The organism is Absiella sp. AM29-15, from assembly GCF_003434225.1.
Lineage (GTDB): Bacteria > Bacillota_I > Bacilli_A > Erysipelotrichales > Erysipelotrichaceae > Hoskinsella > Hoskinsella hominis.
In genome coordinates this window covers 59,513-80,078 of record NZ_QVFL01000022.1, presented here as the reverse complement: position 1 = coordinate 80,078, position 20,566 = coordinate 59,513, and the positions used below count along the sequence as shown (strand labels likewise).

The following is a 20,566-nucleotide window of genomic DNA, read 5'->3' as shown; positions in this document are numbered from 1 at the left end:
AAGTATTTTATTCCTATAACGAAATCTGGTAGTAAAGCATATCTGAAAAAAGGGATGAATGTGATGGTGATCGAAGCATTTGATGGAAAGCTATAATCCGGTACTAATGTTTAATTATTTTTAAGACATTTCCATTTTTGTTTGACAGCTTAATTTTCAATAAATCGCAAAAAAATTGTCCAAAATTTGTTAAAAAAACGAATATTTATGAATTCATGAAAAAGAAAGAAGATGACCACTATGTATTACACTGTACAAATAAAACTAAGGACTGATGAAGAACAACACGAAATTCTTCAACAATATGAATACATATATTTATCTGAATTACAACGTCTAATCACAAAAATGGTGAACCTAAAAAAGAAACAACGCTTCTCCAGTTTCCAATATTCTCCATGCATTGAAAAATCATGTCGCTGGATGCTTTATACAGTTGCCACAAAAATAGCCACTGCCAAAATAGAAAACAGAACTGGTACTTACAACAAAAGCGGCACATGGTCCACCAACGCCTTTAAAATCATACATAACGATTTATTCCTATCCTGTGGCGAAGGCTTCCCATGCAAAGAAATCATTATCCCACTTGCCATGAACAGTAAAATTGAACGCCGCCTAAACAAAGGCAAAAAAATGCGTTTAGATCTGGTACATGACGAAAATCTCTGGTACTGTAATATTTTAATGCAAGCAGAAGATCAATAGAAAATATCCTCAAAATATGATACCATAATAGCGCATAAACAAAAAGAAAACAGGAGAAGGATATGATTTCAAAAAATTTAATATTTGATATTGATGGTACGCTATGGGATGCGACACATCAGATTTGTGAAGCTTACAACGAAATTATCACAAAAGAAAACAAAAACTACCCACTCATTACAGACGATATGATGGCAGGTGTAATGGGACTACTGATTCCTGATATTGCTGATCAGTTTTTTCCATACCTATCAAAAAGTGAACGTCTGACATTTATTCAAAAATGCTGCGACAACGAAAACAATCACTTAAAAACACATGGCGGTATTTTATATCCAAACGTAAAAGAAGTGTTATCACAACTATCTAAAACATACAATCTATTTATCGTCAGCAACTGTCAAGATGGCTATATCGATGCCTTATTTACTGCCCATCCAATTGGCCAGTATTTCAAAGATAGCGAATGCAGTGGCCGCACCAGTCTACCAAAAGGAAAAAACATACGCCTTTTAATGGAACGAAACAATCTAAAAGATGCTATTTATATTGGAGATACTCAAAAAGACAAAGAAGCCTGCGAAGACGCACAAATTCCATTCATATACGCCACTTATGGATTTGGCACTGTTGATTCATATGACGCAAAAATCGATTCCTTTGATGAACTTTTAACCTTATTTTCCAACTAAACGCCCAAAAAGGATGCCTTTTTACATTTTTTTCAAAAAGACATCCTTTTTATATACGCAAATTATATATTCAAGCTCACTCGAATTGCCTGATCTATTTTATCAATTGTTTTATCATCCAGCGTACATATCCATTGTCCCAAACGTTTCTTATCAATTGTTCGTAACTGCTCACATAAAATCATGGATACATAACTCAAAGACGAATCAGAAAAAATCACATGTGTCGGAATTGGCGGTTTACTCATTTTCTTTGAAATTGGCGCTATAATGATCGTTTTACTATATTTATTGCCCTTGTCATTTTGTACCACAACAACAGGACGCACACCTCCCTGCTCACTTCCTACAACCGGAGAAAGATCTGCATAATAAACATCTCCTCGTCTTACCATTATTTCATCACAGCCACCTGCATACTGTTGATCACCTGCATCATTTCCTCAGGACCCAATTCCTCAGAATATACACTGTATTCCACCCCATTATGAATCACACTCATATGATTGCCATCATAAAACCCCACCACATCTAGACTATCTACCATTTCCCCTGGCATCAACACCGTCTGGGTTTCTGGCACTGCCTTGCGCATTGACTCTACAACTGTGAAATTCTTTTCTCCTGCATATTCTAACACATGTTTCATCTGTGCTCCGGTATTCATTTTAGATACTTTCTGTAAATCAGCGTCAAATACCTGCACAGGATATAGTGGTAAATCTTCCTCACTGATTCCATTTGTACTCGTCTTACTATCTAATGCTTCTGGTGTCTTAAAATAATCTTTTTTCATTTTTGAATCATACGTACATTTATTGAATACAATTTTTAACTGTACTGCATGATCTGAATTATAGATTTGTATCCATTTCAAATTGGCATCTTTATCAAACATGATTTCTTCTTGATTAAAATTCTTATTATTTGGATATGTGACCTTACTGCTTACCAAATAACCATCATCTTTCTTCGTGATTTCTGCTTTATCGGATTTCACGATTTCTGCGATACTCTGCAACAGATATGGCTTTGGAGAATTTAATGGCCAGTCACCTTCAAACTTGAAAACCTGATTCAGACTTGGCGTTACCACAAACACCCCGCCATCATTCCTCAATATCACCTGTTCCTGATTTAACTCCTTGTCAACTAAGGATACCTTAAATAAATCTTTTTCATCTTTCTGATATCCCACTTCTAAAGCGTATGTTTTTACGTCCTCACCTTTGGTGATTTCCATATCGCCACTTAAGATGTACGAATCCATATCGTTCATTTTACTTTCAAATTGTTCATCAAACGGCTTTGGCTTCATAGAGAATGCCAATGCAGCGACAAGCACAACGATTCCGATACCCGCTATGATTTTTGCTTTCATTTCTTTTCCTCCCTGACATTCTACTTTATGCCCACCTTTGGAAAATCATTCATAAATCCAATGAACTTTCATAGAATAAAACAGGTGAAAAAAATGAGTAAAATACAAAAAACTGCACTTGTGTGCAGTATTGCTTTTTGTTTACATTATGCTTTATATAAACTATTAAACTTCACATTCTTTATGTCATTCTTTGCGAACCATCTGTGGCTTGATAAATTACTGGCCTTTTTGATAGGAGCTGCTGCTTTTCTTGATATTTTGATATTCAAGAAAGATGAATGATATATTTTTACTTATTTCCAAGTAAAAGTCTTTGTCATTTAAAGAACCTTTTTCATCAATACATGGGGAACATGTTCATCTAAATGTTGTTCTCCACATATTACATATCCTTGTTTTTCATAAAATCCAGCCACCCTGCATTGGGCATCTAGATATACTTCCCGATAATCACTTTTTCTGATTTCACGCTCTGCAAGTTCTAACAGATATGCACCTAGATGTTTTTTTCTCGCCTGTTTTAACACTGCCAGACGACCAATACGCATTTTGTCATTTTCTACATAAAAGCGAACACAGCCAAGTGCTTTTCCATCTTCATATATACAGATATGCGTTGCGAAATCATCGATGTCATCAAATTCATTTTGAAATCCCTGTTCTTTCACAAAGACTTCTTCCCTGATCATATGCCAATCGTTTTGATTTTGATCTTTCTTCCACGTCAACATTTTTCATACCTTAAATAATCATAAATCCATGATCAGAAACAACTTTTCTGGCAATTGCCACCATATCGCTGTTGCCTTCCACAATCACACATTTTTTATCCAAATTGATATCAAAATCAACTCTTGTTTCACTTAATGCTTTTCTTAAAGTTTCTACCTGATCATTGTCATTCAGGTTTTTTACTAAAATGATATTTTTCATAGAATTCACCTCACAAAGCTATTATATCATAAATCCATGTACGTGTTATGTGAAATTATGTCACTTTTATTGAGAAATAATTGTTCCTGCACTGCAGGAAAATGTTCCCTTTAAATGAATGGTGATTTGATGTTCTTTAGCATATGTGACGCAGCGATCATGTAGAACTCTTGATTTCATATTCAACATTTCATCATAACTTAACTGATCATATTTCATCGCATACGTATGCATTTTGGGATCCATCGTATATACACCATCCACATCTGTATAAATTTCCACTTCATTTAGTCCCAGCATATCCGCAAATAACACTGCACTATAATCACTACCGCCTCTGCCAAGGGTTGTGACCTTTCCTTCATCATTGATACCAATAAAGCCGCCACTCACCACTACATCGTAATCTCGTAAACGACGTTTTACCATATGATCATCTAAATCCAACACTCTTGCGTAATCATACGTATCATCTGTGATAATTCCTGCATCGCAAAAGGGAATAGAATAGGAATCAATGCCCATTTCCTGTAATTCTGAACTAATGGTAAGGGCAGACAGCTGCTCTCCAATTGACACAAGTCTTGCGCTCTCTTCTTTACTGATATGATCATTGCCAAGTGATAGCAGTGTATCTGTTGCATAGGCATCCGGATATCTTCCCATTGCGGAAACTACCATCAACACTTTGCTTGTTTTACTGGCTTCTATTACATGCCGGTACACATAGGTTCTTGTCTTTCGATTACGTAAAGATGTACCGCCAAATTTCATCACACGTATTTTCATCATATACCCCCATACTCTCTATACCATATGTGAAAACATACCGGTTTGTGAAAGAAATCGTCCTTCAAATAAAAAAGACATATTCATTTTAGAACATGTCCTCATAGTATTTCGCTTTCTTTAACAGCTTTTCATATACCGGTTTCATATCTTCTTCACTTACATAAGTGTTAATTTTATCTATTGGTATCCACGCCACACCACTATTTTCATCCGGTTTTATGGTGATGGCTTCCCCTTCATCTGCACTGCATAAATATGTGACATTTAAATGCACATGGGCACTGACAAATTTTCCACGCTTTGTATGTGGTGGTACAGGCAATATATCAATTGCCAGAATATCTTTACTGACAAGTTTTAGATGTTGTAATCCTGTTTCTTCTTTTCCCTCTTTTAATGCCACATGAATACTATCATGATCTCCATCACAATGACCACCGCACCATCCCCATGATCGATAAATATTATGATAAATCATCAACACTTTATCTTTTGTATGATTCATGATCCAGGGACTGCTTGTCATATGAGCAAAGACGTTTTCCCGATTATAGATATCAGGGAATTGTTCCATATATGCAAGCATGACACGTTGATCAGCCGCTTCTTGTTCATTCCATGGCTGAAATGTCTTTAATTTCTGATATAATGCATCATTTACATATGTTTCATCCATTCTATCAATCCCTCCTTATACGCTTTGTATGCTGAAGGTATCGCATAATGCTCTTCCAAATCCTGCATACTGACTAAGTTGCCTTTTATCTTTTTCCGTATGAATACAAGTTTTCCACTCATATGCCATTCTTTATGTGTAAAAATATGTTTACTATCTTTTAAAGGTACGATTTTTTCGATATCCAGCGTGGATAAGAACAGTTCTTCCTCCTGGGGATAATCAAAGGTATTAAATTCATATAGTCCCGCCAGCAATCCATCTTTTTCTCTTTGTTGAAGCAATATTTTGTCTTCATATACAACCACATCGATATACTTCTTTTCAATCGTACGTTTTTTCTTTCCCGCTTTCACTGGCAGTTTGTGTGTAACACCTGTTTGATATCCTTTGCAATGAGGGGCAAGTGGACAAATATGGCATTTGGGTGCAGCATTTGGTACACATACCATTGCTCCGATTTCCATTACCGCCTGATTGAATGCATCCGGACGCTCTTTTGGAATTACCTCCATTAACAGCTTCTGGAATTTCTTTTTTGTGCTTTCCTTTAAGATATCATCTTCGATTACCCATACACGACTAAATACACGCAATACATTTCCATCAACTGCTGGTACCGGTTGATGAAACGCAATACTAGCGATTGCACCTGCGCTATATGCGCCAATACCAGATAAGCTTAACAATTCATCATATGTAGATGGTAATTGCCCATTAAATCGTTCCATACATTGAATGGCTGCTTTTTTCATATTGCTTACTCGATGGTAGTAGCCCAATCCTTCCCATAACTTTCTTAATGTATCTTCACTTGCATGTGCCAGCGCTGAAATATCAGGCAATGCATGGATAAAACGCTCAAAATATGGTTTTACTGCTTCCACACGGGTTTGCTGCAGCATAATTTCAGATACCCATACACGATAAGGTGTTGCTTCTTCTCTCCATGGCAATATTCTTGCATTGGCGTCATACCATGCCAATAAATCTTCTACGAGTTGTTTGTTATTTATCTTTTCCATGGGGTTATTTTACCACATTCTGTTTGATTACACACATAAATTGCTTAAAAAAAAACGACCATATTTCATGATCGTTTTCAGCTTATATGCCTAATAAACTTTCCGGACGGACTGCACAAGGTTCTCCTGTCACATCACATCTTGCGGAACTTACATAATATTTTCCATAGAAATAATCTTTGCCATAATTATAGAACATCTGTACGCCTTCTTTCATAGACATTTTGCCTAATCGCATTACCTCAAAATGTAAATGTGGTCCCCAGCTGTTTCCTGCATTGCCACTTCGTGCAATCATAGTACCCTGTGTTACGATATCGCCTTCTTTGACGGTAAATGAACCAGTTGTTAAATGATAAAATGATAAGCCATAACATATGCCATTCACGTTGACAATCATATGCATGCCATTTCCTGCACCATATGGATATCCTGCCATCTGTTCCGCTTCGGATGGGGCTGCATCCCAAGGATGATTTGCCACACCACCATCATTTACTGCCACAACAATACCAGTTGCTGGCGCAATGATTGGCAACCCCGTATTCTGATAGGTTCCAAAATCAATTCCTCTGTGTGGAGAACCATCGGTATATGCCCATGTTCCCTGAGAATAATAGAAATTCCCCTGTATTGGATATACCCAGCCAGAGCTTAAATCCGGTCCTGAACTTCCACCAGAGCTGTTTCCACCACTATGATTTCCATCAGCGTTACCATTGTTAGAGCTACCGCCATTGTTTTGATTAGAACCACTCTGATTACTTGAACCATTATCGCCTTTGCCATCATTCGTATTTGATCCTTGATTGTTGTTATTTCCCTGATTCTTATCACCATTATCTGATGGAGTTTCTTCTTTTCCTGTATCACTACCCCAGTTATCTGGTATGATACTTAAATCAATATTTGGAATACTGGAAGCATATTGCCCACTGGAAACCTGCGCCGCTACCTTTTGTGCAGTGATGCTTTCTTGTTGTTTACGATAAACTGACATCAGCTTTTCATTCGCCTCTTTGATTGCGGATACTTCTTCCTTTTGTGCTTTCGCATCTTTTTTCTGTGCCTCTAATAATTCTTTTTTTAAAGTCACATCATCCTGTTTCAATTTCAGCTCTTTCTTTTCTTTATTTAATAATTCAATCTGTTCCTGTTCATAACTGTTTAATTCGCCAACTATGCTTGTTCTTCTTAAAAGATCCGTAAAGCTTGAGGCGCCCATAAGGAAATCAATAAAGTTATTACTGCCGACATATGGCTGCATTTCTACTAAACGTGCCTTCATTAACTGGTCACGCTCTTTGATACTATCCTCTTTTTCTTTGATCTGTACCTTTAATTTCTCAATGGATGCATTGGTCTGTTGCACAGAGCTTTCAATACTGTCCAATACTTTTTGCGCAGATGCTAATTCTGCATTATTTTGTTCAATCACAGAACCTAATTTTGTGATATCCCCTTCAACTGCCGCAATTTGTTTTGACAGTTCTTTAACACGCTTATCCGCATCACTCTTTTTATTCACCAGATAATCTTTATATGCCGAACATTCGCTTTGGGTTTTTTCATCATAGATTGCAGAACATCGCTTATTCATTTCATCTTCTTTGCCCTCAAAGCTTTCCGCCTGTAATGGGTATGATTGTGATAATATCATCGCCAACGCTACACATGAAATCATGACACTTTTTCTCATACAACAACCCTCCTAACGTTTCCAACGTAGATATTTTGTTGTGGATAAAAAACTTCCCACAAGTCCAACGACCATACCTATGCCTATCAATATCAAAGATATCTGAATTGTCATAGGATATACCGCCTGTAATTGAAACATATCGCTTAAAAATACACCATGGAACACCTGATATAAATATTGATATCCAAATATCGTTAATACGACAGGTATGATAGAACCAAAAAATCCAATCAACATACCTTCCAGCATCATTGGTGCTTTGATAAACCAGTTGCTGGCACCCACATTACGCATCACGGCAATTTCTTCTCTTCTTGTATAAATACTCATTTTGATCTTATTGCCAATTAGTAAAGCCGCAATCAATACCAAAAATACGATAAAAATCATACTACCAGATCGAATAGAAGCAAATACAGAAATCATCTCATCTGTATGATCTCCTCCATAATCCGCTGAAATTACATTCTTCTTTGTGGATATTTCTTTACATGCGGCATCGATTTGATTGGCATTTTCCATATCTACAATAAGTGCATCACGAATAGGACTGCTTTTCCCATCATACATATCAAACAAATGATTGGAATCTTTATATTCTTTCTTATACTCTTCCAATTCTTTTTTTCCACTGCTAAAGGTAACTTTTTTTACACCATCCATCTTTTTGATATCTGCCATTAAGGCCTCTTTTTCTTTTTGGGTCGCAACATTATCAATACTGACACGAATCGTTAATTGCTTTTCAATGTGATAGGTAAATGTTTTTAAATTATCCCCAATCAGCATAAACATCGAAATCAAAATCAGTGTAATAGAAACTGCCATGGCAGCTGATAAAGTCATGCCAATATGACGGCGTATGCTTTTTAAGGATGTTTTGATATAAAATTTTACATGTCGATATATTTTCTTCATAGCATCATCTCTTTATTTCCAGCTATTTTCAGCTTTTGTTGTCTTTTCCCTCTTATTGTAACACGATTTTATCCCATTGAAAATAATGATAAAAAATAACGATTGGCAATTCTTTCAAAATAGCGTATAATTTGTTCATATGGATTGAGGAGTGATGGCATGTTCAACAGAAAAAAAGAAAGGATTTTAGGCCTGATTGGTGCCCTGCTTGCGGCAGCATTGATAGGTTTTACTTTGTATTTATGCATTCAGATCACATTGGAGCCTGGTAAATATGATGAAATCGGTATCCATTTCACAAGCAGCGATATTCAAGCGATGTATATGATGTATATTCCTGCCTTTATCGCATCAATTATTTCAGCTTTCGCAGCACTGAATACAGATAAAAACCCTAAAATCTGCGGCATTATCATGATTGTAACGGCAATTATCATTATATTTTCCAACATCATCAATATCATCAGCTTTATCTTATTGATGTGTGCAGGCGTCATGTGTCTTGTTCGCAAAGAAAAGAAATCATTTATTTAGAAAGTAGGGAAACCTACTTTTTTTCTTTACAGAAAACCATATCTACTGCTATACTTGTAAAGGTTTTAGGCCATACTAGGAAGTATAAGGAGTGTATATTAATGAATATCAAGAAAAGTAAAGTTGTGATCATCGGTGCTGGCAACGTTGGTGTCAGTACTGCATTCTGCCTTGTAAATCAGGGAATCTGTGATGAAATCGCATTAATCGATTTAAATGAAGAAAAAGTTGTAGGAGAAGTATTAGACTTAACACATTGCATGGAATACATGCATCGTAATGTAAGTGTACATGCTGGTACATATGATGATTGTAAAGATGCAAACATTATCGTCATTACAGCCAGTGCACCTATGCCAAAAGATAAAAATGATCGTTTGATTATGTTGGATTCTTCAAAGAAAATCATGAAATCTATTGTAGGAAGTATTATGAAAACCGGATTTGATGGGCATTTGATCGTTGTCAGCAATCCTGTGGATATCATGAGTTATTATGCTTATAAATTAAGTGGGCTGCCAGCTAATCAAGTAATTGGAAGTGGTACTACATTAGATACTGCACGTTTAAAATGTAATATCGCTAAACGTATTGATGTAGATCCTAGAAGTGTGAATGCCCTTGTAATTGGAGAACATGGAGATAGTGAAATGATTCCATGGAGTACGATAACCATTGGCGGTAAGGATATTTATAGTGTTGTGCATGACAATGAAGATCGTATTGGAAAACATCCTTATGATGAAATTAAAGAAGCAACCATCAAAGGTGGGTGGGAAATCTTTAATCGTAAAGGCAATACATGTTATGGCATTGCGGCATCAACGGTTGGTATTATCAAAACCATTTTATATAATGAAAACAAGATTCTGCCTGTATCCACATTATTGAATGGAGAATATGGAGAAACTGATTTATATATCAGCGTTCCTACCATCATGGATCGCAGTGGCGCAAAAGAAATTGTGGAATTACGTTTGAATGAACAGGAAATGACTGAATTTAAGGCATCTTGTGCACATCTTCGCTCTTTCTATAAAGATTTAGATATCTAGGCTGACTTCATTGTCAGCTTTTTTTCTTTTCCAAAACATGCTATCATGTAAAAAAAGGTGTGATAAAATGTATCCAGCATTAGAACTAGATTTATTAGAAGCATTAGATTTATCCATAAGACAACCTGTGTTATATTTTCAATTGCGTATACAACCATGCATATGTATCAACAAATTATCACAGGCTGTTTCACAATGTATTGATTTCATGCCACAATGGGCATGCCGATATGATGAATCATCACATGCATGGCTTCCCTTAACATCTTATACCATCATTGATGAAGTAGACGACTTCGATTTTTCTTCATGGGATATTACCAAACACCCCCAGTTACAGATTCAGATTCAACATGCGCAAGGTTATGATGATTTGCGTATAGGATGCAGTCATGTTTTATGTGATGGAAATGGTGCTATGCAGCTCTTATATCTTTTATGTCACTTTTACAATAAGGATTCTATTACGGTTCAAAATGAGCGAAATCTATCCTCACTTTCTTTCATAAAGACCAAAAAGCCTATACATAAAAAGCCAAAGGCTGTGCCGATAAAACTAAATATCATAGATAATGAATACACATGAGCGTATTCTTACTCAAAAAATTCCAATCGCAGAAATTCAACATATCGTAAACAATCATCAGGTCACAATTAATGATGTCTGCATGTGTGCCTATCTGCTAGCACTTTATGATTTATATCATCAATCATCTATTACGATACCATGCCCTGTCAATCTACGACCTTTTTTATTACATTGTCCTGATACAAGTATCACGAATTTTACTGGTGATTATGCAATTACCATTCATGATATTGCGCATAAAAACTGGATGGAGATCCTTCAGGAAATACACATCCAAATGAAAGAAGAACGTTTGCGAAACAGCAGTTTAAAAGAAATCAAATGGTATCATACCTTTTATCACCTTTTGCCACTATCCTGGATACGACTTCTTGCGTGTAAAGTTTTCCACAATCCCACGATATCCTACACCAATCTTGGTATATTAGATGATACGCAAATGCGCCTTGATGATTGTAAAATCATGGATGCATATGTGATTACTGCGCTGCGTACCTATCCATCTTTTCAATTATCCATTTCAACATATAAAGATATTTGTACTTTCACTGCCCATGTACAAGCAGATCAAAACGCCTTATCCAAAGCACAAATGCTATTATGCAATATCATCAACAAATTAAAAAGCTTTATAGATGCATAAAGACCTTGAAATCAAGGTCTTTGTTTTATATTCATGCAGTGGGAACGCATCTCTTCTTCTGCCCTCTTTCACATAAAAAAAAGCGCTGATATAGAGCGCTCAACACGTAACCTGGTGCAGAAGAAGAGATTTGAACTCTCACGGGATTGCTCCCACTGCCGCCTGAAGACAGCGTGTCTGCCGTTCCACCACTTCTGCAAGTTTTTGTGCTTTATAATAATACAACATTTTTTGATGTTCGTCTAGTCCCTTTTCCAAAAATATAATAAACCTATATTTTTTTGATAAGAAAAGAGCTTAAAATTAAGCTCTTTTCAACCAGTCTTCTTTACGTAAGCACATCACATGCTCAGTTCTTACCTCATGAATCAATGGACAAGAAACATTCTCCACGCTGTGGTGATATGTAAATCCACATTTTTCCATAACCCGTCGTGATTTTTCATTTCCATCATAATAAGCACACCACAGTGTATGCATATGAACTTCTTCAAACGCATATTCCTGCATTTTTCTAACGGCTTCCGGTATCAGCCCCATTCCCCAATAAGGAACACCAATCCAATAACCAATTTCGCCTTCATGATCCTCAATGCTCAAATTACTGTTTTCTTTTCTCATCAAACCGATGCTTCCAACTGCTTTTCCACTTTCTTTCAAGACAACGGCATACGTATCTGGCGCAGATAGTGCCGTTTTTATGATTTCTCTACTGTTTTCCACACTCGTATGCACCGGCCATCCTGCCGCAGGACCAACTTTTGGATCTTTTGCGTATTGATATAAATCCTGTGCGTCACTTTCTTCCCATGGCCGTAATATTAAACGTTTTGTTTCTAATATCATCTATCTCACTCCCTTTCTCATGATATTGTTTACTATGATACCATAATTCATAATCATAAGATAGAAAAAGTATATGATTTTAAGACAATCCAATAATTACAGGTTCCCATGTGTATCCTAACCCAAAACTTTTTCTTACATATACAACAAGATCATTATTATCATTTACATACATTGCAGTATCCGGCATATGTTCATCATTTCTAAAAATTTCAGGTTCATAATAGCATTCTGCCATTTCTGTACCACAGATTTCATAATTATTTTCTTCATAGATAGCTTTTAATTTATTCACAACATCCTCATCACTTAAATGCAATTCCTTCAGCATATCCTCTTGAGATATTAACGTTCCATCATCTTTTTTAAATACATACACCTGATAGGTTGGAGAAACGCCTTCTGACTGCCATATGAAAGGCTGACGTTTTACCAGAATAGAAATATATGAATCACTTACCATTGCGCCTCCACTTAATGAAGTAAAACGAGCTACATAGCCATCATCCCCAATGCTCATTTCCTCCTGTAAAGATTTTGCGCTTTTTTCTAGTTCCTGACTCACCTTTTTAGCATCCTCACTATTGATATTTACCACCAGCGTATCGATTGCTTTATCGCGCTTTTCAAAGTAAGGCTTTTGTTCATCTGATAATTTTGCCTCTACAGATGATGCAACATACACATAGTCCTTGGCTTCATCCAGCTTCAAGGAAGTATTCTCCTTTGGAGCTGTTGTATCCGTAGTTGGCGTTTCTTTTTCCACTTTCTTTTCTTCAGTTTTCTGACAGCCACATACAAGCAGTAATAAACAACACAGCATTATGATTTTTTTCATACCTTTCACCTTTGCTTTCCTAACTTCATTATACTCGTAAAAAAGAAAAAAGTCCCTAAAATGGGACGAAATTTTTCTATTGGTGCAGCCGGCGGGACTTGAACCCGCACGAGATTACTCTCACTACCCCCTCAAAGTAGCGTGTCTGCCATTCCACCACGACTGCATGGCACATTTGCCCTACTATCATACAATATTTTTAAGAAATATTCTAGCTTTCTTTAGCTCTTCTTATAAAATTCTTCAATTTTTCACACACAACACATCTTTATCACACATTTTTATATGATAATTAACCCCGTGCAAAGAAAGGTTGGACTTATGAAGAATAAAACGAAGAAAATCTCAAAGGCTAGTATACTATTTTATGTATTAGCGGTATTATTTCTATTAGCGACATTATTATTTGCGAAGCTGACTCATGATTATATTTCCGCAAGTGCAGAAAACTCTGGCACGATCACACTGGAAACAACAATCAGTATCTATTTATCAAATTGCGGTTCTTATCTTGCTTATTCCTTTATCTTCTATGGCATTGGAATGATTTTAAGCAAATTCTCATTTATGACGCACACCCTTGCGGACTGCATGGTAGAAGAAGTAGAAGAAAAAGAATCTGAAAATGAAACAGATACAGAAGATGATTATTTCTCTATTGACGCAAAGGATAAAACAGAAGAACCTGCAGAAACAAAAGACTAATAAAAAGCTCATTCTCTCCATTATAGAAAGAATGAGTTTTTTTCTACATATTCTGAATCACTAATTCCGCAATCTGTACAGCGTTTGTCGCAGCACCTTTACGAACCTGATCACCACAGCACCAGAAACTCAATGCATTTTCATGACCACTCATATCCTTACGGATACGTCCAACATATACCAAATCTTGATCTGTAGTATCTAATGGCATTGGATATACTTTATTCACAGGATCATCTACCAGTTTTACACCAGCTGCGTCTTTTAATAATACTTTTGCTTTTTCTACATCAATCGGTTTTTCAAATTCTACCATGATAGATTCTGAATGTGAGCGGAATACTGGAACACGTACACATGTACAGTTGACACTTAATTCAGGATTACTCTGAATTTTTCTGCCTTCAAACTGCATTTTCATTTCTTCACTGGAATATCCTTCTTCATTAAATCCACCAATTTGAGGAATCAGGTTATATGCAATCTGATACTGGAAGTTTTTCACTTCTACTGGTTTATTATCATGAATTGCTTCTACCTGTTGCTGCAGCTCACGGATACCGCCAACACCAGCACCACTGACTGCCTGATACGTAGATACGACCATACGTTTCGCATGTGCATATGCATGTAATGGCTGTAAAGCTACAAGTGCAATAATTGTAGCACAGTTAGGATTTGCGATAATACCTTTATGTTTTTTCACATCATTAGGATTTACTTCAGGAATAACCAAAGGTACATTGTCATCTAAACGATATGCACTACTATTATCCACAACTACTGCGCCTTTTTCCACAGCGATGGGCAGGTATTTCTTCGCAATATCATTTTCTGCGGCACCTAATACAATATCGATACCATCAAAGCTGTTTTCTGTTGTTTCTTCTACTGTATATTCTTTTTCATTGACCCACATTTTTTTACCAGCACTTCTTGCGCTTGCAAGCAGATGCAGTTCTTTGATAGGAAAATTACGCTCCATCAGGATTTTAATCATTTCCTGACCAACGGCTCCTGTTGCCCCTAAGATTGCTACGTTATATGTCTTCATTTTCGTTTCCTCCCTGTTTATAGTATTAGTCTTTCACAAAGCTGTGATAAATCGCATCAATTGTCTTTTCAAAGTCTTTATCTTCTACACCGACAACAATGTTGATTTCATCACTACCCTGTGCAATCATACGAATATTAATATCATTTTCTCCAAGTACTGAGAAGATTTTTCCACTCATACCTGGTTTATACATCATCTTACGACCAACTGTCGCAATTAATGCGATATGATCGATTACCTTGATACTGTCTGGATTACATGCACGTTTGATATCCGATACGATATCATAAATTACATCATTTACTTCATCACCACTAACAACGATACTGAAAGAATCAATACCACTTGGAATATGTTCGATATTCACACGATAGTTTTCAAATACTTCAAGCGCACGGCGGATAATACCAACTTCATCTGACATATGGTTCTTGTAAATTGCCACAACGGTAAAGTTTTTCTTACCAGCGATACCGGTAATCATTTCACCACTTTCCCCATCATCTTCTTCTACGATGATGGTTCCACCTTCTTCTGGATGGTTGGTATTTAAGATATTAATAGGAATATTCTTTTCTTTTACAGGAAAGATTGCTTCTTCATGAAGTACACTTGCGCCCATATAAGACAATTCTCTTAATTCACTGTATGTGATTTTATCAATACGTTTTGGATGATGTACGATTCTTGGGTCAGCCATTAAAATACCAGAAACATCTGTCCAGTTTTCATACATATCCGCATTTAAGATACGTGCCAAAATAGAACCAGTAATATCACTGCCACCACGTGACATCGTCTTGATCATACCATCAGGAAGTGCTCCATAGAAGCCTGGCATAACGAAACGATCATGGTTTTTCATAAAGCCATCTAAGCGATATTTTGTCGCATCAAAATCAATTTTTCCATCATAATGGAATGTGATAATATCCTTTGCGTCCACAAATGGAAATCCTAAATATTCTGCCATCAGCTTCGCAGTTAAATATTCTCCACGTGATACTAAATAATCAGTAGACATGGACTTGCTTAACTGTCCTTTTAATTCTTCCAGATCTTTTTCAATTGGATATTGCAGGTTTAAATCCTTCTTAATGGTTAGAAAACGTTCTTCAATCAATTGAAACAAAGATAAATAATCAACACTGTATTTCAAATGTGCTTCAATCAAATATAATAAATCTGTAACTTTATTGTCGTCCTTATGTTCACGACCGCTTGCGGAAACTACAACAAACTTTCTGGCAGGGTCTGCTTCTATAATGTTTTTAACTTTTGTGAATTGTTGTGCATTTGCGACACTAGAGCCGCCAAATTTTGTTATTTTAATCATAAGTCCTCCCTTTCGTAGATACTTGCCATAAAGGCTGTAGGATCTACTTCTAATACTTTTTTCATTAATTCATGCATTTTCATAACTTCGATATCCTTGATCAGCATATACTTATCAAAGGTACTTGTTTCATACTTAATGCCTTTGAAGTACACACGACATGCTTTATCTGCACGCAAGACATAATCACGACGACAAATCGTTGTATCGTATTTCATCTTGTTTTCATATTTACGCTCCATGTGTTCTTTGCCTTCCAGAATATCTAAAATATCCTGAACAACCGCATTGGCTGTCGCAAGTTTTCCTGCACCCTGTCCATAGAATTTTAAATCCCCAATGGTTTTTCCATGCATACTGATCAAATTGTAGTTATCCTGTGTATTTGCTTCCAGATCACTTTCTTTGAAAAGAATAGGTTCTACTACACAGCTATAACGATCGCCGTCACGTTTGGTTTTCGCAATAAAACGAACAGAACGATTCATGCTTTTGAAATACATAACATCTTCTTTGGTAATGTTACGGATACCAAAGACCGGGAAGTTATCAGGTACATGATAGTCATATGCAATACTTGCAGAAATTCTCAGTTTGTTACATACATCATATCCATCGATATCAGCGCTAGGATCAGCTTCTGCATAACCTAAACGTTGTGCTTCTTTTAATACTTCTTCAAAGCTTGTGCCATAACGCTGCATGTGATCTAAGATAAAATTGCTGGTTCCATTGAAAATCCCATGTATTTCATCCACTTCATCAATACGAAGTGCTTTTTCCAGTCCGGCGATACAAGGAATCCCGCCACCAGTACTAGCTTCATAATAAAATTTTACATTGTTTTCTTTGGCACACTCATTAAAATCTTTTAAGTAAGCTGCCACAACTGCTTTGTTGGCAGTCACAACATGTTTGCCATGTTCTAATGCTTTTAATATATACGTGTGGGCTGGCTCAATGCCTCCCATTGTTTCAACGACTAAATCCACTGCAGGATCATTTACAATGTCGTCTATATCATCACACATATAAGGAAGCGTTTTTTCTTTCCCCTTACGAATCAATATACGTGTTACATGTAAGCTCTTGGTCAAAAGTGTAGCTCCTTCTTCAACGATCTGGTGTACACCACTTCCAATCGTTCCATATCCAAGTATCGCAATATTCATGTTTTTCCTCCTTTTCATAAAAAATGTGTCTTTTCAACAAAAACACTTGTTTTTAGATTGCGAACATTGTATCATAGTATACAAAGAATTGCAAGATAGAAAAAAAGGAGAATGAAAAAAATGAAAGAAATATATACAAGCACGAGAAACTCAAGCAAAGCATTTACACCAAAACAAGCAATTTTGAAAGGAATTGCAGACGATGGAGGCCTATATGTATATGATGGCTTAGACAACCTGCGCCTTCCTTTAGAGGATATGATGCAGATGGATTACATGCAGATGGCAGAAACGATATTACATATGCTGCTTCCTGATTTCAGCGATGAAGAAGTGAAACGTTGTGTAAACGATGCCTATGCAGGAAAATTCCGCAATGAAGACATTACCCCATTACACATGGTAGACGATGAAGCAATTCTTGAATTATTCCATGGTCCAACATGTGCATTTAAAGATGTAGGATTGCGTATGCTGCCTCAGTTGATGCGCGTATCTTTAGAAACCCACACAGATGAAAATGTCATGATTTTGACTGCAACAAGTGGGGATACAGGAAAAGCGGCACTGGAAGGATTTAAAGATGTGCCACGTACTGGTATTACTGTATTCTATCCAGATGCTGGGGTATCCAATATCCAAAAGCTTCAAATGGTCACTACAACAGGAAATAACACCTGCGTATGTGCTATTAAAGGAAACTTTGATGATGCACAATCCAATGTGAAAAAGATTTTCAACAATCAGGCACTATCTGATGAATTAGCAAAACAACATGTAACATTGTCCAGTGCCAATTCCATCAATATCGGCCGTTTGATTCCACAGATCGTATATTATATCTTTGCATATAAGGAAATGGTAAAAAACAATAAGATCAAATTCGGTGAGGAAATCAACTATTGTGTTCCTACAGGAAACTATGGCAATGTACTAGCTGGTTATTATGCGAAATGTATGGGGCTGCCTGTTCATAAATTCATTGTTGCAAGCAACGCCAACAACGTCTTATTTGATTTCTTAAAAGATGGTGTATATGATCGTAATCGTCCATTCTATAAGACCATCTCCCCTAGTATGGATATCCTGATTAGTTCAAATCTGGAGCGTTTATTATATTATAAGAGTGGTAAAGATGCTGCTTATATTGCGTCTTTGATGAAAGACTTAGAAACAAAAGGAAGTTATCAGGTCAAGGAAGAAATATTTGAAAGTGTAAAAGCTGATTTTACTGGCGGTTATTGTGATGATGAAGCTTGTGCACAAGCAATCAAAGAAATGTATGAACAGCATGGATATGTAATGGATCCACATACAGCAGTAGCCTATAAAGTAATGAAAGATTATGAAAAAGAAGACAGTGAACATAAATGTGTATTATTATCTACAGCATCTCCTTACAAATTTGCGCCAGCCGTATATGAAGCTATCTTTGGCAAAGGTGATGAAGATGAATTTGCATGTATGAAGCAGCTGGAAGAAAAAACCGGTGCACAGATTCCTGCGCCTTTAAAAGAACTTTCCACAATGGAAATCCGTCACAATGCATTGGTTGATAAAGATGATATGGAAGCCTTCGTTCAAAAAACTGTGGAGGAAATGTTCCATGATTAAGGTACAGGTACCAGCTACCTCTGCCAATTTAGGGCCAGGATATGACTGCCTTGGAATCGCACTGGATGAATACTGTACAGTAAGTTTTGAAGTAATTGAAGAAGGCTTAGAAATCACAGGCTGTGAAGCTGCATATTGTAACGAAGACAATCTGATTTATCAGGCCTTTTTAAAGGGATTAGAATATTTAAACGAGAAAGTCAGTGGTTTACGTATGCATGTGGAAACCAATATTCCTTATGCCCGTGGTATGGGAAGCAGTGCTACGTGTATCGTCGCAGGATTAACAGGTGCCAACGCCCTGTTTCACCATAAAATGAATAAATATGAAATATTTGATTTAGCTACCCAGATGGAAGGACACCCAGATAATGTTGCTCCTGCTATTTTTGGTGGATTGACTGTTTCTTTTATGGATCAGGGAAAACCAAATATGATTCGTTATGGTGTAAAAAAGGATTTAATTTTTGTAACAATGATTCCCGATTTTGAAGTCAGCACAAAAAAAGCCCGTGAAGTGTTGCCAAATCAAATGAGCTATGCCCAGGCTGTTTATCAAATGGGGCGTACCGCAGCCCTTGCCAAAGCAATAGAAATTGGTAACGGACTCATTATTTCAAAGGCTTGTAACGATCAGATGCAAGAGCCATATCGTAAAAAACTGATACCTGCATATGATGAAGTAAAAACATTATCAAAGGATTGTGGTGCCCTGACGATGTTTATATCTGGCAGTGGTTCAACAATGATGGCTTTAACACAGCAGGAAGAAGTCGCTGATGATTTGATAGCACAGCTAAAACAGCGTTATCCTTCATGGGATTATCGTAAATTACATGCCACCTATGATGGCAGCAGTGATGAGGTGATGTAATGGAAAAATATTATATTGTAGATAGCACCATCCTTCCAGATGTTCTGGATAAAGTAATAGAAGCAAGAACACTCTTACAGAATGGTGAAGTTAAACAAGTGAGTGAAGCTGTAAAAAAAGTGGGTATTTCACGAGGTACTTATTATAAATACAAAGATTACGTATTCCTTCCTGCACAGGGCATGAGTGCTAGAAAAGCAGTCATCTCATTGATGTTGCATCATGATAAAGGAATCTTAAGTGAAGTACTAAATACCATGTCTAAAGTAAATGCGAATATTTTAACCATTAACCAGAATATCCCTATTCATGACTGGGCCAGTGTGGTAATTTCCTTTGACTTATGTGAGATGATGGTATCCATAGACCAGCTGCTTGAACAGTTAAACACTTGCCGTGGTGTGAGTAATTTACATTTGATTGCGGTAGAATAAATGTATAACTTTACATGCAACATTTCTTTTTTCGTAAAT

25 protein-coding genes and 2 tRNA genes are annotated in these 20,566 nt (G+C 36.5%); 11 read left to right on the top strand and 16 right to left on the bottom strand.

The genetic code is table 11. From position 1 onward, the window contains the following. Nucleotides 1-240: 240 nt before the first annotated feature. Nucleotides 241-708: a hypothetical protein gene (locus DW761_RS18835; RefSeq protein WP_117454399.1), complete on the top strand. Its 468-nt coding sequence runs from the start codon at nucleotides 241-243 to the stop codon at nucleotides 706-708. Between the two features lie 62 nt (nucleotides 709-770). Then, nucleotides 771-1,400 (top strand): HAD family hydrolase, encoded by a 630-nt coding sequence (locus DW761_RS18830; RefSeq protein ID WP_117454400.1) that lies wholly within the window; start codon nucleotides 771-773, stop codon nucleotides 1,398-1,400. A 62-nt stretch (nucleotides 1,401-1,462) separates the two neighbouring features. Here the strand turns inward: DW761_RS18830 and DW761_RS18825 are convergent, their stop codons facing one another. Together DW761_RS18825 and DW761_RS18820 are read right to left on the bottom strand one after the other, a co-directional pair. Then, nucleotides 1,463-1,798, bottom strand: coding sequence for a type II toxin-antitoxin system PemK/MazF family toxin (locus DW761_RS18825; RefSeq protein ID WP_178695199.1), 336 nt, complete (start codon nucleotides 1,796-1,798; stop codon nucleotides 1,463-1,465). After that, nucleotides 1,795-2,781, bottom strand: a complete 987-nt coding sequence (locus tag DW761_RS18820) for a LolA family protein (RefSeq protein WP_117454402.1) — start codon at nucleotides 2,779-2,781, stop codon at nucleotides 1,795-1,797. Before DW761_RS18820 ends, DW761_RS18825 begins: the two co-directional genes overlap by 4 nt. A gap of 93 nt (nucleotides 2,782-2,874) precedes the next feature. Between DW761_RS18820 and DW761_RS18815 the strand changes: the two genes are divergently transcribed. After that, nucleotides 2,875-3,066, top strand: a complete 192-nt coding sequence (locus tag DW761_RS18815) for a hypothetical protein (protein ID WP_117454403.1) — start codon at nucleotides 2,875-2,877, stop codon at nucleotides 3,064-3,066. 38 nt (nucleotides 3,067-3,104) lie between these two features. Here the strand turns inward: DW761_RS18815 and DW761_RS18810 are convergent, their stop codons facing one another. The 7 genes from DW761_RS18810 to ftsX form a co-directional block, all read right to left on the bottom strand. Beyond that, nucleotides 3,105-3,515 (bottom strand): GNAT family N-acetyltransferase, encoded by a 411-nt coding sequence (locus DW761_RS18810; RefSeq protein ID WP_117454404.1) that lies wholly within the window; start codon nucleotides 3,513-3,515, stop codon nucleotides 3,105-3,107. Nucleotides 3,516-3,525: 10 nt separating this feature from the next. Then, complete coding sequence (locus tag DW761_RS18805; RefSeq protein ID WP_117454405.1) at nucleotides 3,526-3,717, bottom strand: hypothetical protein; 192 nt, start codon at nucleotides 3,715-3,717, stop codon at nucleotides 3,526-3,528. A gap of 66 nt (nucleotides 3,718-3,783) precedes the next feature. Next, a complete protein-coding gene (locus DW761_RS18800; protein WP_233511511.1) occupies nucleotides 3,784-4,509 on the bottom strand; it encodes an aspartate kinase in 726 nt (241 codons plus the stop codon). A gap of 85 nt (nucleotides 4,510-4,594) precedes the next feature. After that, nucleotides 4,595-5,185, bottom strand: a complete 591-nt coding sequence (locus DW761_RS18795; protein ID WP_117454407.1) for an NUDIX hydrolase — start codon at nucleotides 5,183-5,185, stop codon at nucleotides 4,595-4,597. Continuing rightward, nucleotides 5,167-6,210: an A/G-specific adenine glycosylase gene (mutY, locus tag DW761_RS18790; protein ID WP_117454408.1), complete on the bottom strand. Its 1,044-nt coding sequence runs from the start codon at nucleotides 6,208-6,210 to the stop codon at nucleotides 5,167-5,169. The genes DW761_RS18795 and mutY overlap by 19 nt, the downstream gene beginning before the upstream one ends. 82 nt (nucleotides 6,211-6,292) lie before the next feature. Further along, entirely contained in the window at nucleotides 6,293-7,909 is a 1,617-nt protein-coding gene (locus DW761_RS18785) for a murein hydrolase activator EnvC family protein (protein WP_117454409.1), read from the bottom strand. A 12-nt stretch (nucleotides 7,910-7,921) separates the two neighbouring features. Continuing rightward, nucleotides 7,922-8,830, bottom strand: a complete 909-nt coding sequence (ftsX, locus tag DW761_RS18780) for a permease-like cell division protein FtsX (RefSeq protein ID WP_117454410.1) — start codon at nucleotides 8,828-8,830, stop codon at nucleotides 7,922-7,924. A 159-nt stretch (nucleotides 8,831-8,989) separates the two neighbouring features. Between ftsX and DW761_RS18775 the strand changes: the two genes are divergently transcribed. From DW761_RS18775 to DW761_RS18760, 4 genes are all read left to right on the top strand, one after another. Next, nucleotides 8,990-9,364 carry a DUF4064 domain-containing protein gene (locus DW761_RS18775; protein ID WP_117454411.1) on the top strand — a complete coding sequence of 125 codons (375 nt, stop codon included), beginning with the start codon at nucleotides 8,990-8,992 and terminating at the stop codon, nucleotides 9,362-9,364. A gap of 101 nt (nucleotides 9,365-9,465) precedes the next feature. Further along, entirely contained in the window at nucleotides 9,466-10,419 is a 954-nt protein-coding gene (locus DW761_RS18770) for an L-lactate dehydrogenase (RefSeq protein WP_117454412.1), read from the top strand. Between the two features lie 67 nt (nucleotides 10,420-10,486). Continuing rightward, a complete protein-coding gene (locus DW761_RS18765) occupies nucleotides 10,487-11,005 on the top strand; it encodes a hypothetical protein (RefSeq protein WP_117454413.1) in 519 nt (172 codons plus the stop codon). Continuing rightward, nucleotides 10,992-11,651, top strand: coding sequence for a hypothetical protein (locus DW761_RS18760; RefSeq protein WP_117454414.1), 660 nt, complete (start codon nucleotides 10,992-10,994; stop codon nucleotides 11,649-11,651). The genes DW761_RS18765 and DW761_RS18760 overlap by 14 nt, the downstream gene beginning before the upstream one ends. Before the next feature lie 112 nt (nucleotides 11,652-11,763). Here DW761_RS18760 and DW761_RS18755 read toward each other — a convergent pair. The 4 genes from DW761_RS18755 to DW761_RS18740 form a co-directional block, all read right to left on the bottom strand. Beyond that, a tRNA-Leu gene (locus tag DW761_RS18755) sits at nucleotides 11,764-11,849 on the bottom strand. Nucleotides 11,850-11,954: 105 nt separating this feature from the next. Continuing rightward, a complete protein-coding gene (locus DW761_RS18750) occupies nucleotides 11,955-12,497 on the bottom strand; it encodes a GNAT family N-acetyltransferase (RefSeq protein ID WP_117454415.1) in 543 nt (180 codons plus the stop codon). Nucleotides 12,498-12,576: 79 nt separating this feature from the next. Next, nucleotides 12,577-13,335 (bottom strand): hypothetical protein, encoded by a 759-nt coding sequence (locus DW761_RS18745; protein WP_117454416.1) that lies wholly within the window; start codon nucleotides 13,333-13,335, stop codon nucleotides 12,577-12,579. A gap of 80 nt (nucleotides 13,336-13,415) precedes the next feature. After that, nucleotides 13,416-13,501, bottom strand: a tRNA-Leu gene (locus DW761_RS18740). Between the two features lie 155 nt (nucleotides 13,502-13,656). Between DW761_RS18740 and DW761_RS18735 the strand changes: the two genes are divergently transcribed. Then, nucleotides 13,657-14,040 carry a hypothetical protein gene (locus DW761_RS18735; RefSeq protein ID WP_117454417.1) on the top strand — a complete coding sequence of 128 codons (384 nt, stop codon included), beginning with the start codon at nucleotides 13,657-13,659 and terminating at the stop codon, nucleotides 14,038-14,040. A 43-nt stretch (nucleotides 14,041-14,083) separates the two neighbouring features. Here the strand turns inward: DW761_RS18735 and DW761_RS18730 are convergent, their stop codons facing one another. The 3 genes from DW761_RS18730 to DW761_RS18720 are packed head-to-tail and all read right to left on the bottom strand — an operon-like array spanning nucleotide 14,084 to nucleotide 17,605. Then, entirely contained in the window at nucleotides 14,084-15,094 is a 1,011-nt protein-coding gene (locus tag DW761_RS18730; protein ID WP_117454418.1) for an aspartate-semialdehyde dehydrogenase, read from the bottom strand. Between the two features lie 25 nt (nucleotides 15,095-15,119). Continuing rightward, nucleotides 15,120-16,433, bottom strand: coding sequence for an aspartate kinase (locus tag DW761_RS18725; protein ID WP_117454419.1), 1,314 nt, complete (start codon nucleotides 16,431-16,433; stop codon nucleotides 15,120-15,122). Continuing rightward, nucleotides 16,430-17,605: a homoserine dehydrogenase gene (locus DW761_RS18720; RefSeq protein WP_117454420.1), complete on the bottom strand. Its 1,176-nt coding sequence runs from the start codon at nucleotides 17,603-17,605 to the stop codon at nucleotides 16,430-16,432. The genes DW761_RS18725 and DW761_RS18720 overlap by 4 nt, the downstream gene beginning before the upstream one ends. A 120-nt stretch (nucleotides 17,606-17,725) precedes the next feature. Between DW761_RS18720 and thrC the strand changes: the two genes are divergently transcribed. The 3 genes from thrC to DW761_RS18705 are packed head-to-tail and all read left to right on the top strand — an operon-like array spanning nucleotide 17,726 to nucleotide 20,527. Continuing rightward, the gene (thrC, locus tag DW761_RS18715; protein WP_117454421.1) at nucleotides 17,726-19,219 is read left to right on the top strand and encodes a threonine synthase; all 1,494 of its coding nucleotides are present in this window, start codon (nucleotides 17,726-17,728) and stop codon (nucleotides 19,217-19,219) included. Further along, nucleotides 19,212-20,093: a homoserine kinase gene (gene thrB, locus DW761_RS18710; RefSeq protein ID WP_117454422.1), complete on the top strand. Its 882-nt coding sequence runs from the start codon at nucleotides 19,212-19,214 to the stop codon at nucleotides 20,091-20,093. Before thrC ends, thrB begins: the two co-directional genes overlap by 8 nt. After that, nucleotides 20,093-20,527, top strand: coding sequence for an ACT domain-containing protein (locus tag DW761_RS18705; protein ID WP_117454423.1), 435 nt, complete (start codon nucleotides 20,093-20,095; stop codon nucleotides 20,525-20,527). Before thrB ends, DW761_RS18705 begins: the two co-directional genes overlap by 1 nt. The last annotated feature ends 39 nt before the right edge of the window (nucleotides 20,528-20,566 follow it).

Coding starts and splice junctions, on each gene's coding strand:
- DW761_RS18835 (WP_117454399.1), top strand. CDS start 241: ATGTATTACACTGTACAAATAAAACTAAGGACTGATGAAGAACAACAC.
- DW761_RS18830 (WP_117454400.1), top strand. CDS start 771: ATGATTTCAAAAAATTTAATATTTGATATTGATGGTACGCTATGGGAT.
- DW761_RS18820 (WP_117454402.1), bottom strand. CDS start 2,781: ATGAAAGCAAAAATCATAGCGGGTATCGGAATCGTTGTGCTTGTCGCT.
- DW761_RS18815 (WP_117454403.1), top strand. CDS start 2,875: ATGAGTAAAATACAAAAAACTGCACTTGTGTGCAGTATTGCTTTTTGT.
- DW761_RS18810 (WP_117454404.1), bottom strand. CDS start 3,515: ATGTTGACGTGGAAGAAAGATCAAAATCAAAACGATTGGCATATGATC.
- DW761_RS18805 (WP_117454405.1), bottom strand. CDS start 3,717: ATGAAAAATATCATTTTAGTAAAAAACCTGAATGACAATGATCAGGTA.
- DW761_RS18800 (WP_233511511.1), bottom strand. CDS start 4,509: ATGATGAAAATACGTGTGATGAAATTTGGCGGTACATCTTTACGTAAT.
- DW761_RS18795 (WP_117454407.1), bottom strand. CDS start 5,185: ATGGATGAAACATATGTAAATGATGCATTATATCAGAAATTAAAGACA.
- mutY (WP_117454408.1), bottom strand. CDS start 6,210: ATGGAAAAGATAAATAACAAACAACTCGTAGAAGATTTATTGGCATGG.
- DW761_RS18785 (WP_117454409.1), bottom strand. CDS start 7,909: ATGAGAAAAAGTGTCATGATTTCATGTGTAGCGTTGGCGATGATATTA.
- ftsX (WP_117454410.1), bottom strand. CDS start 8,830: ATGAAGAAAATATATCGACATGTAAAATTTTATATCAAAACATCCTTA.
- DW761_RS18775 (WP_117454411.1), top strand. CDS start 8,990: ATGTTCAACAGAAAAAAAGAAAGGATTTTAGGCCTGATTGGTGCCCTG.
- DW761_RS18770 (WP_117454412.1), top strand. CDS start 9,466: ATGAATATCAAGAAAAGTAAAGTTGTGATCATCGGTGCTGGCAACGTT.
- DW761_RS18765 (WP_117454413.1), top strand. CDS start 10,487: ATGTATCCAGCATTAGAACTAGATTTATTAGAAGCATTAGATTTATCC.
- DW761_RS18760 (WP_117454414.1), top strand. CDS start 10,992: ATGAATACACATGAGCGTATTCTTACTCAAAAAATTCCAATCGCAGAA.
- DW761_RS18750 (WP_117454415.1), bottom strand. CDS start 12,497: ATGATATTAGAAACAAAACGTTTAATATTACGGCCATGGGAAGAAAGT.
- DW761_RS18745 (WP_117454416.1), bottom strand. CDS start 13,335: ATGAAAAAAATCATAATGCTGTGTTGTTTATTACTGCTTGTATGTGGC.
- DW761_RS18735 (WP_117454417.1), top strand. CDS start 13,657: ATGAAGAATAAAACGAAGAAAATCTCAAAGGCTAGTATACTATTTTAT.
- DW761_RS18730 (WP_117454418.1), bottom strand. CDS start 15,094: ATGAAGACATATAACGTAGCAATCTTAGGGGCAACAGGAGCCGTTGGT.
- DW761_RS18725 (WP_117454419.1), bottom strand. CDS start 16,433: ATGATTAAAATAACAAAATTTGGCGGCTCTAGTGTCGCAAATGCACAA.
- DW761_RS18720 (WP_117454420.1), bottom strand. CDS start 17,605: ATGAATATTGCGATACTTGGATATGGAACGATTGGAAGTGGTGTACAC.
- thrC (WP_117454421.1), top strand. CDS start 17,726: ATGAAAGAAATATATACAAGCACGAGAAACTCAAGCAAAGCATTTACA.
- thrB (WP_117454422.1), top strand. CDS start 19,212: ATGATTAAGGTACAGGTACCAGCTACCTCTGCCAATTTAGGGCCAGGA.
- DW761_RS18705 (WP_117454423.1), top strand. CDS start 20,093: ATGGAAAAATATTATATTGTAGATAGCACCATCCTTCCAGATGTTCTG.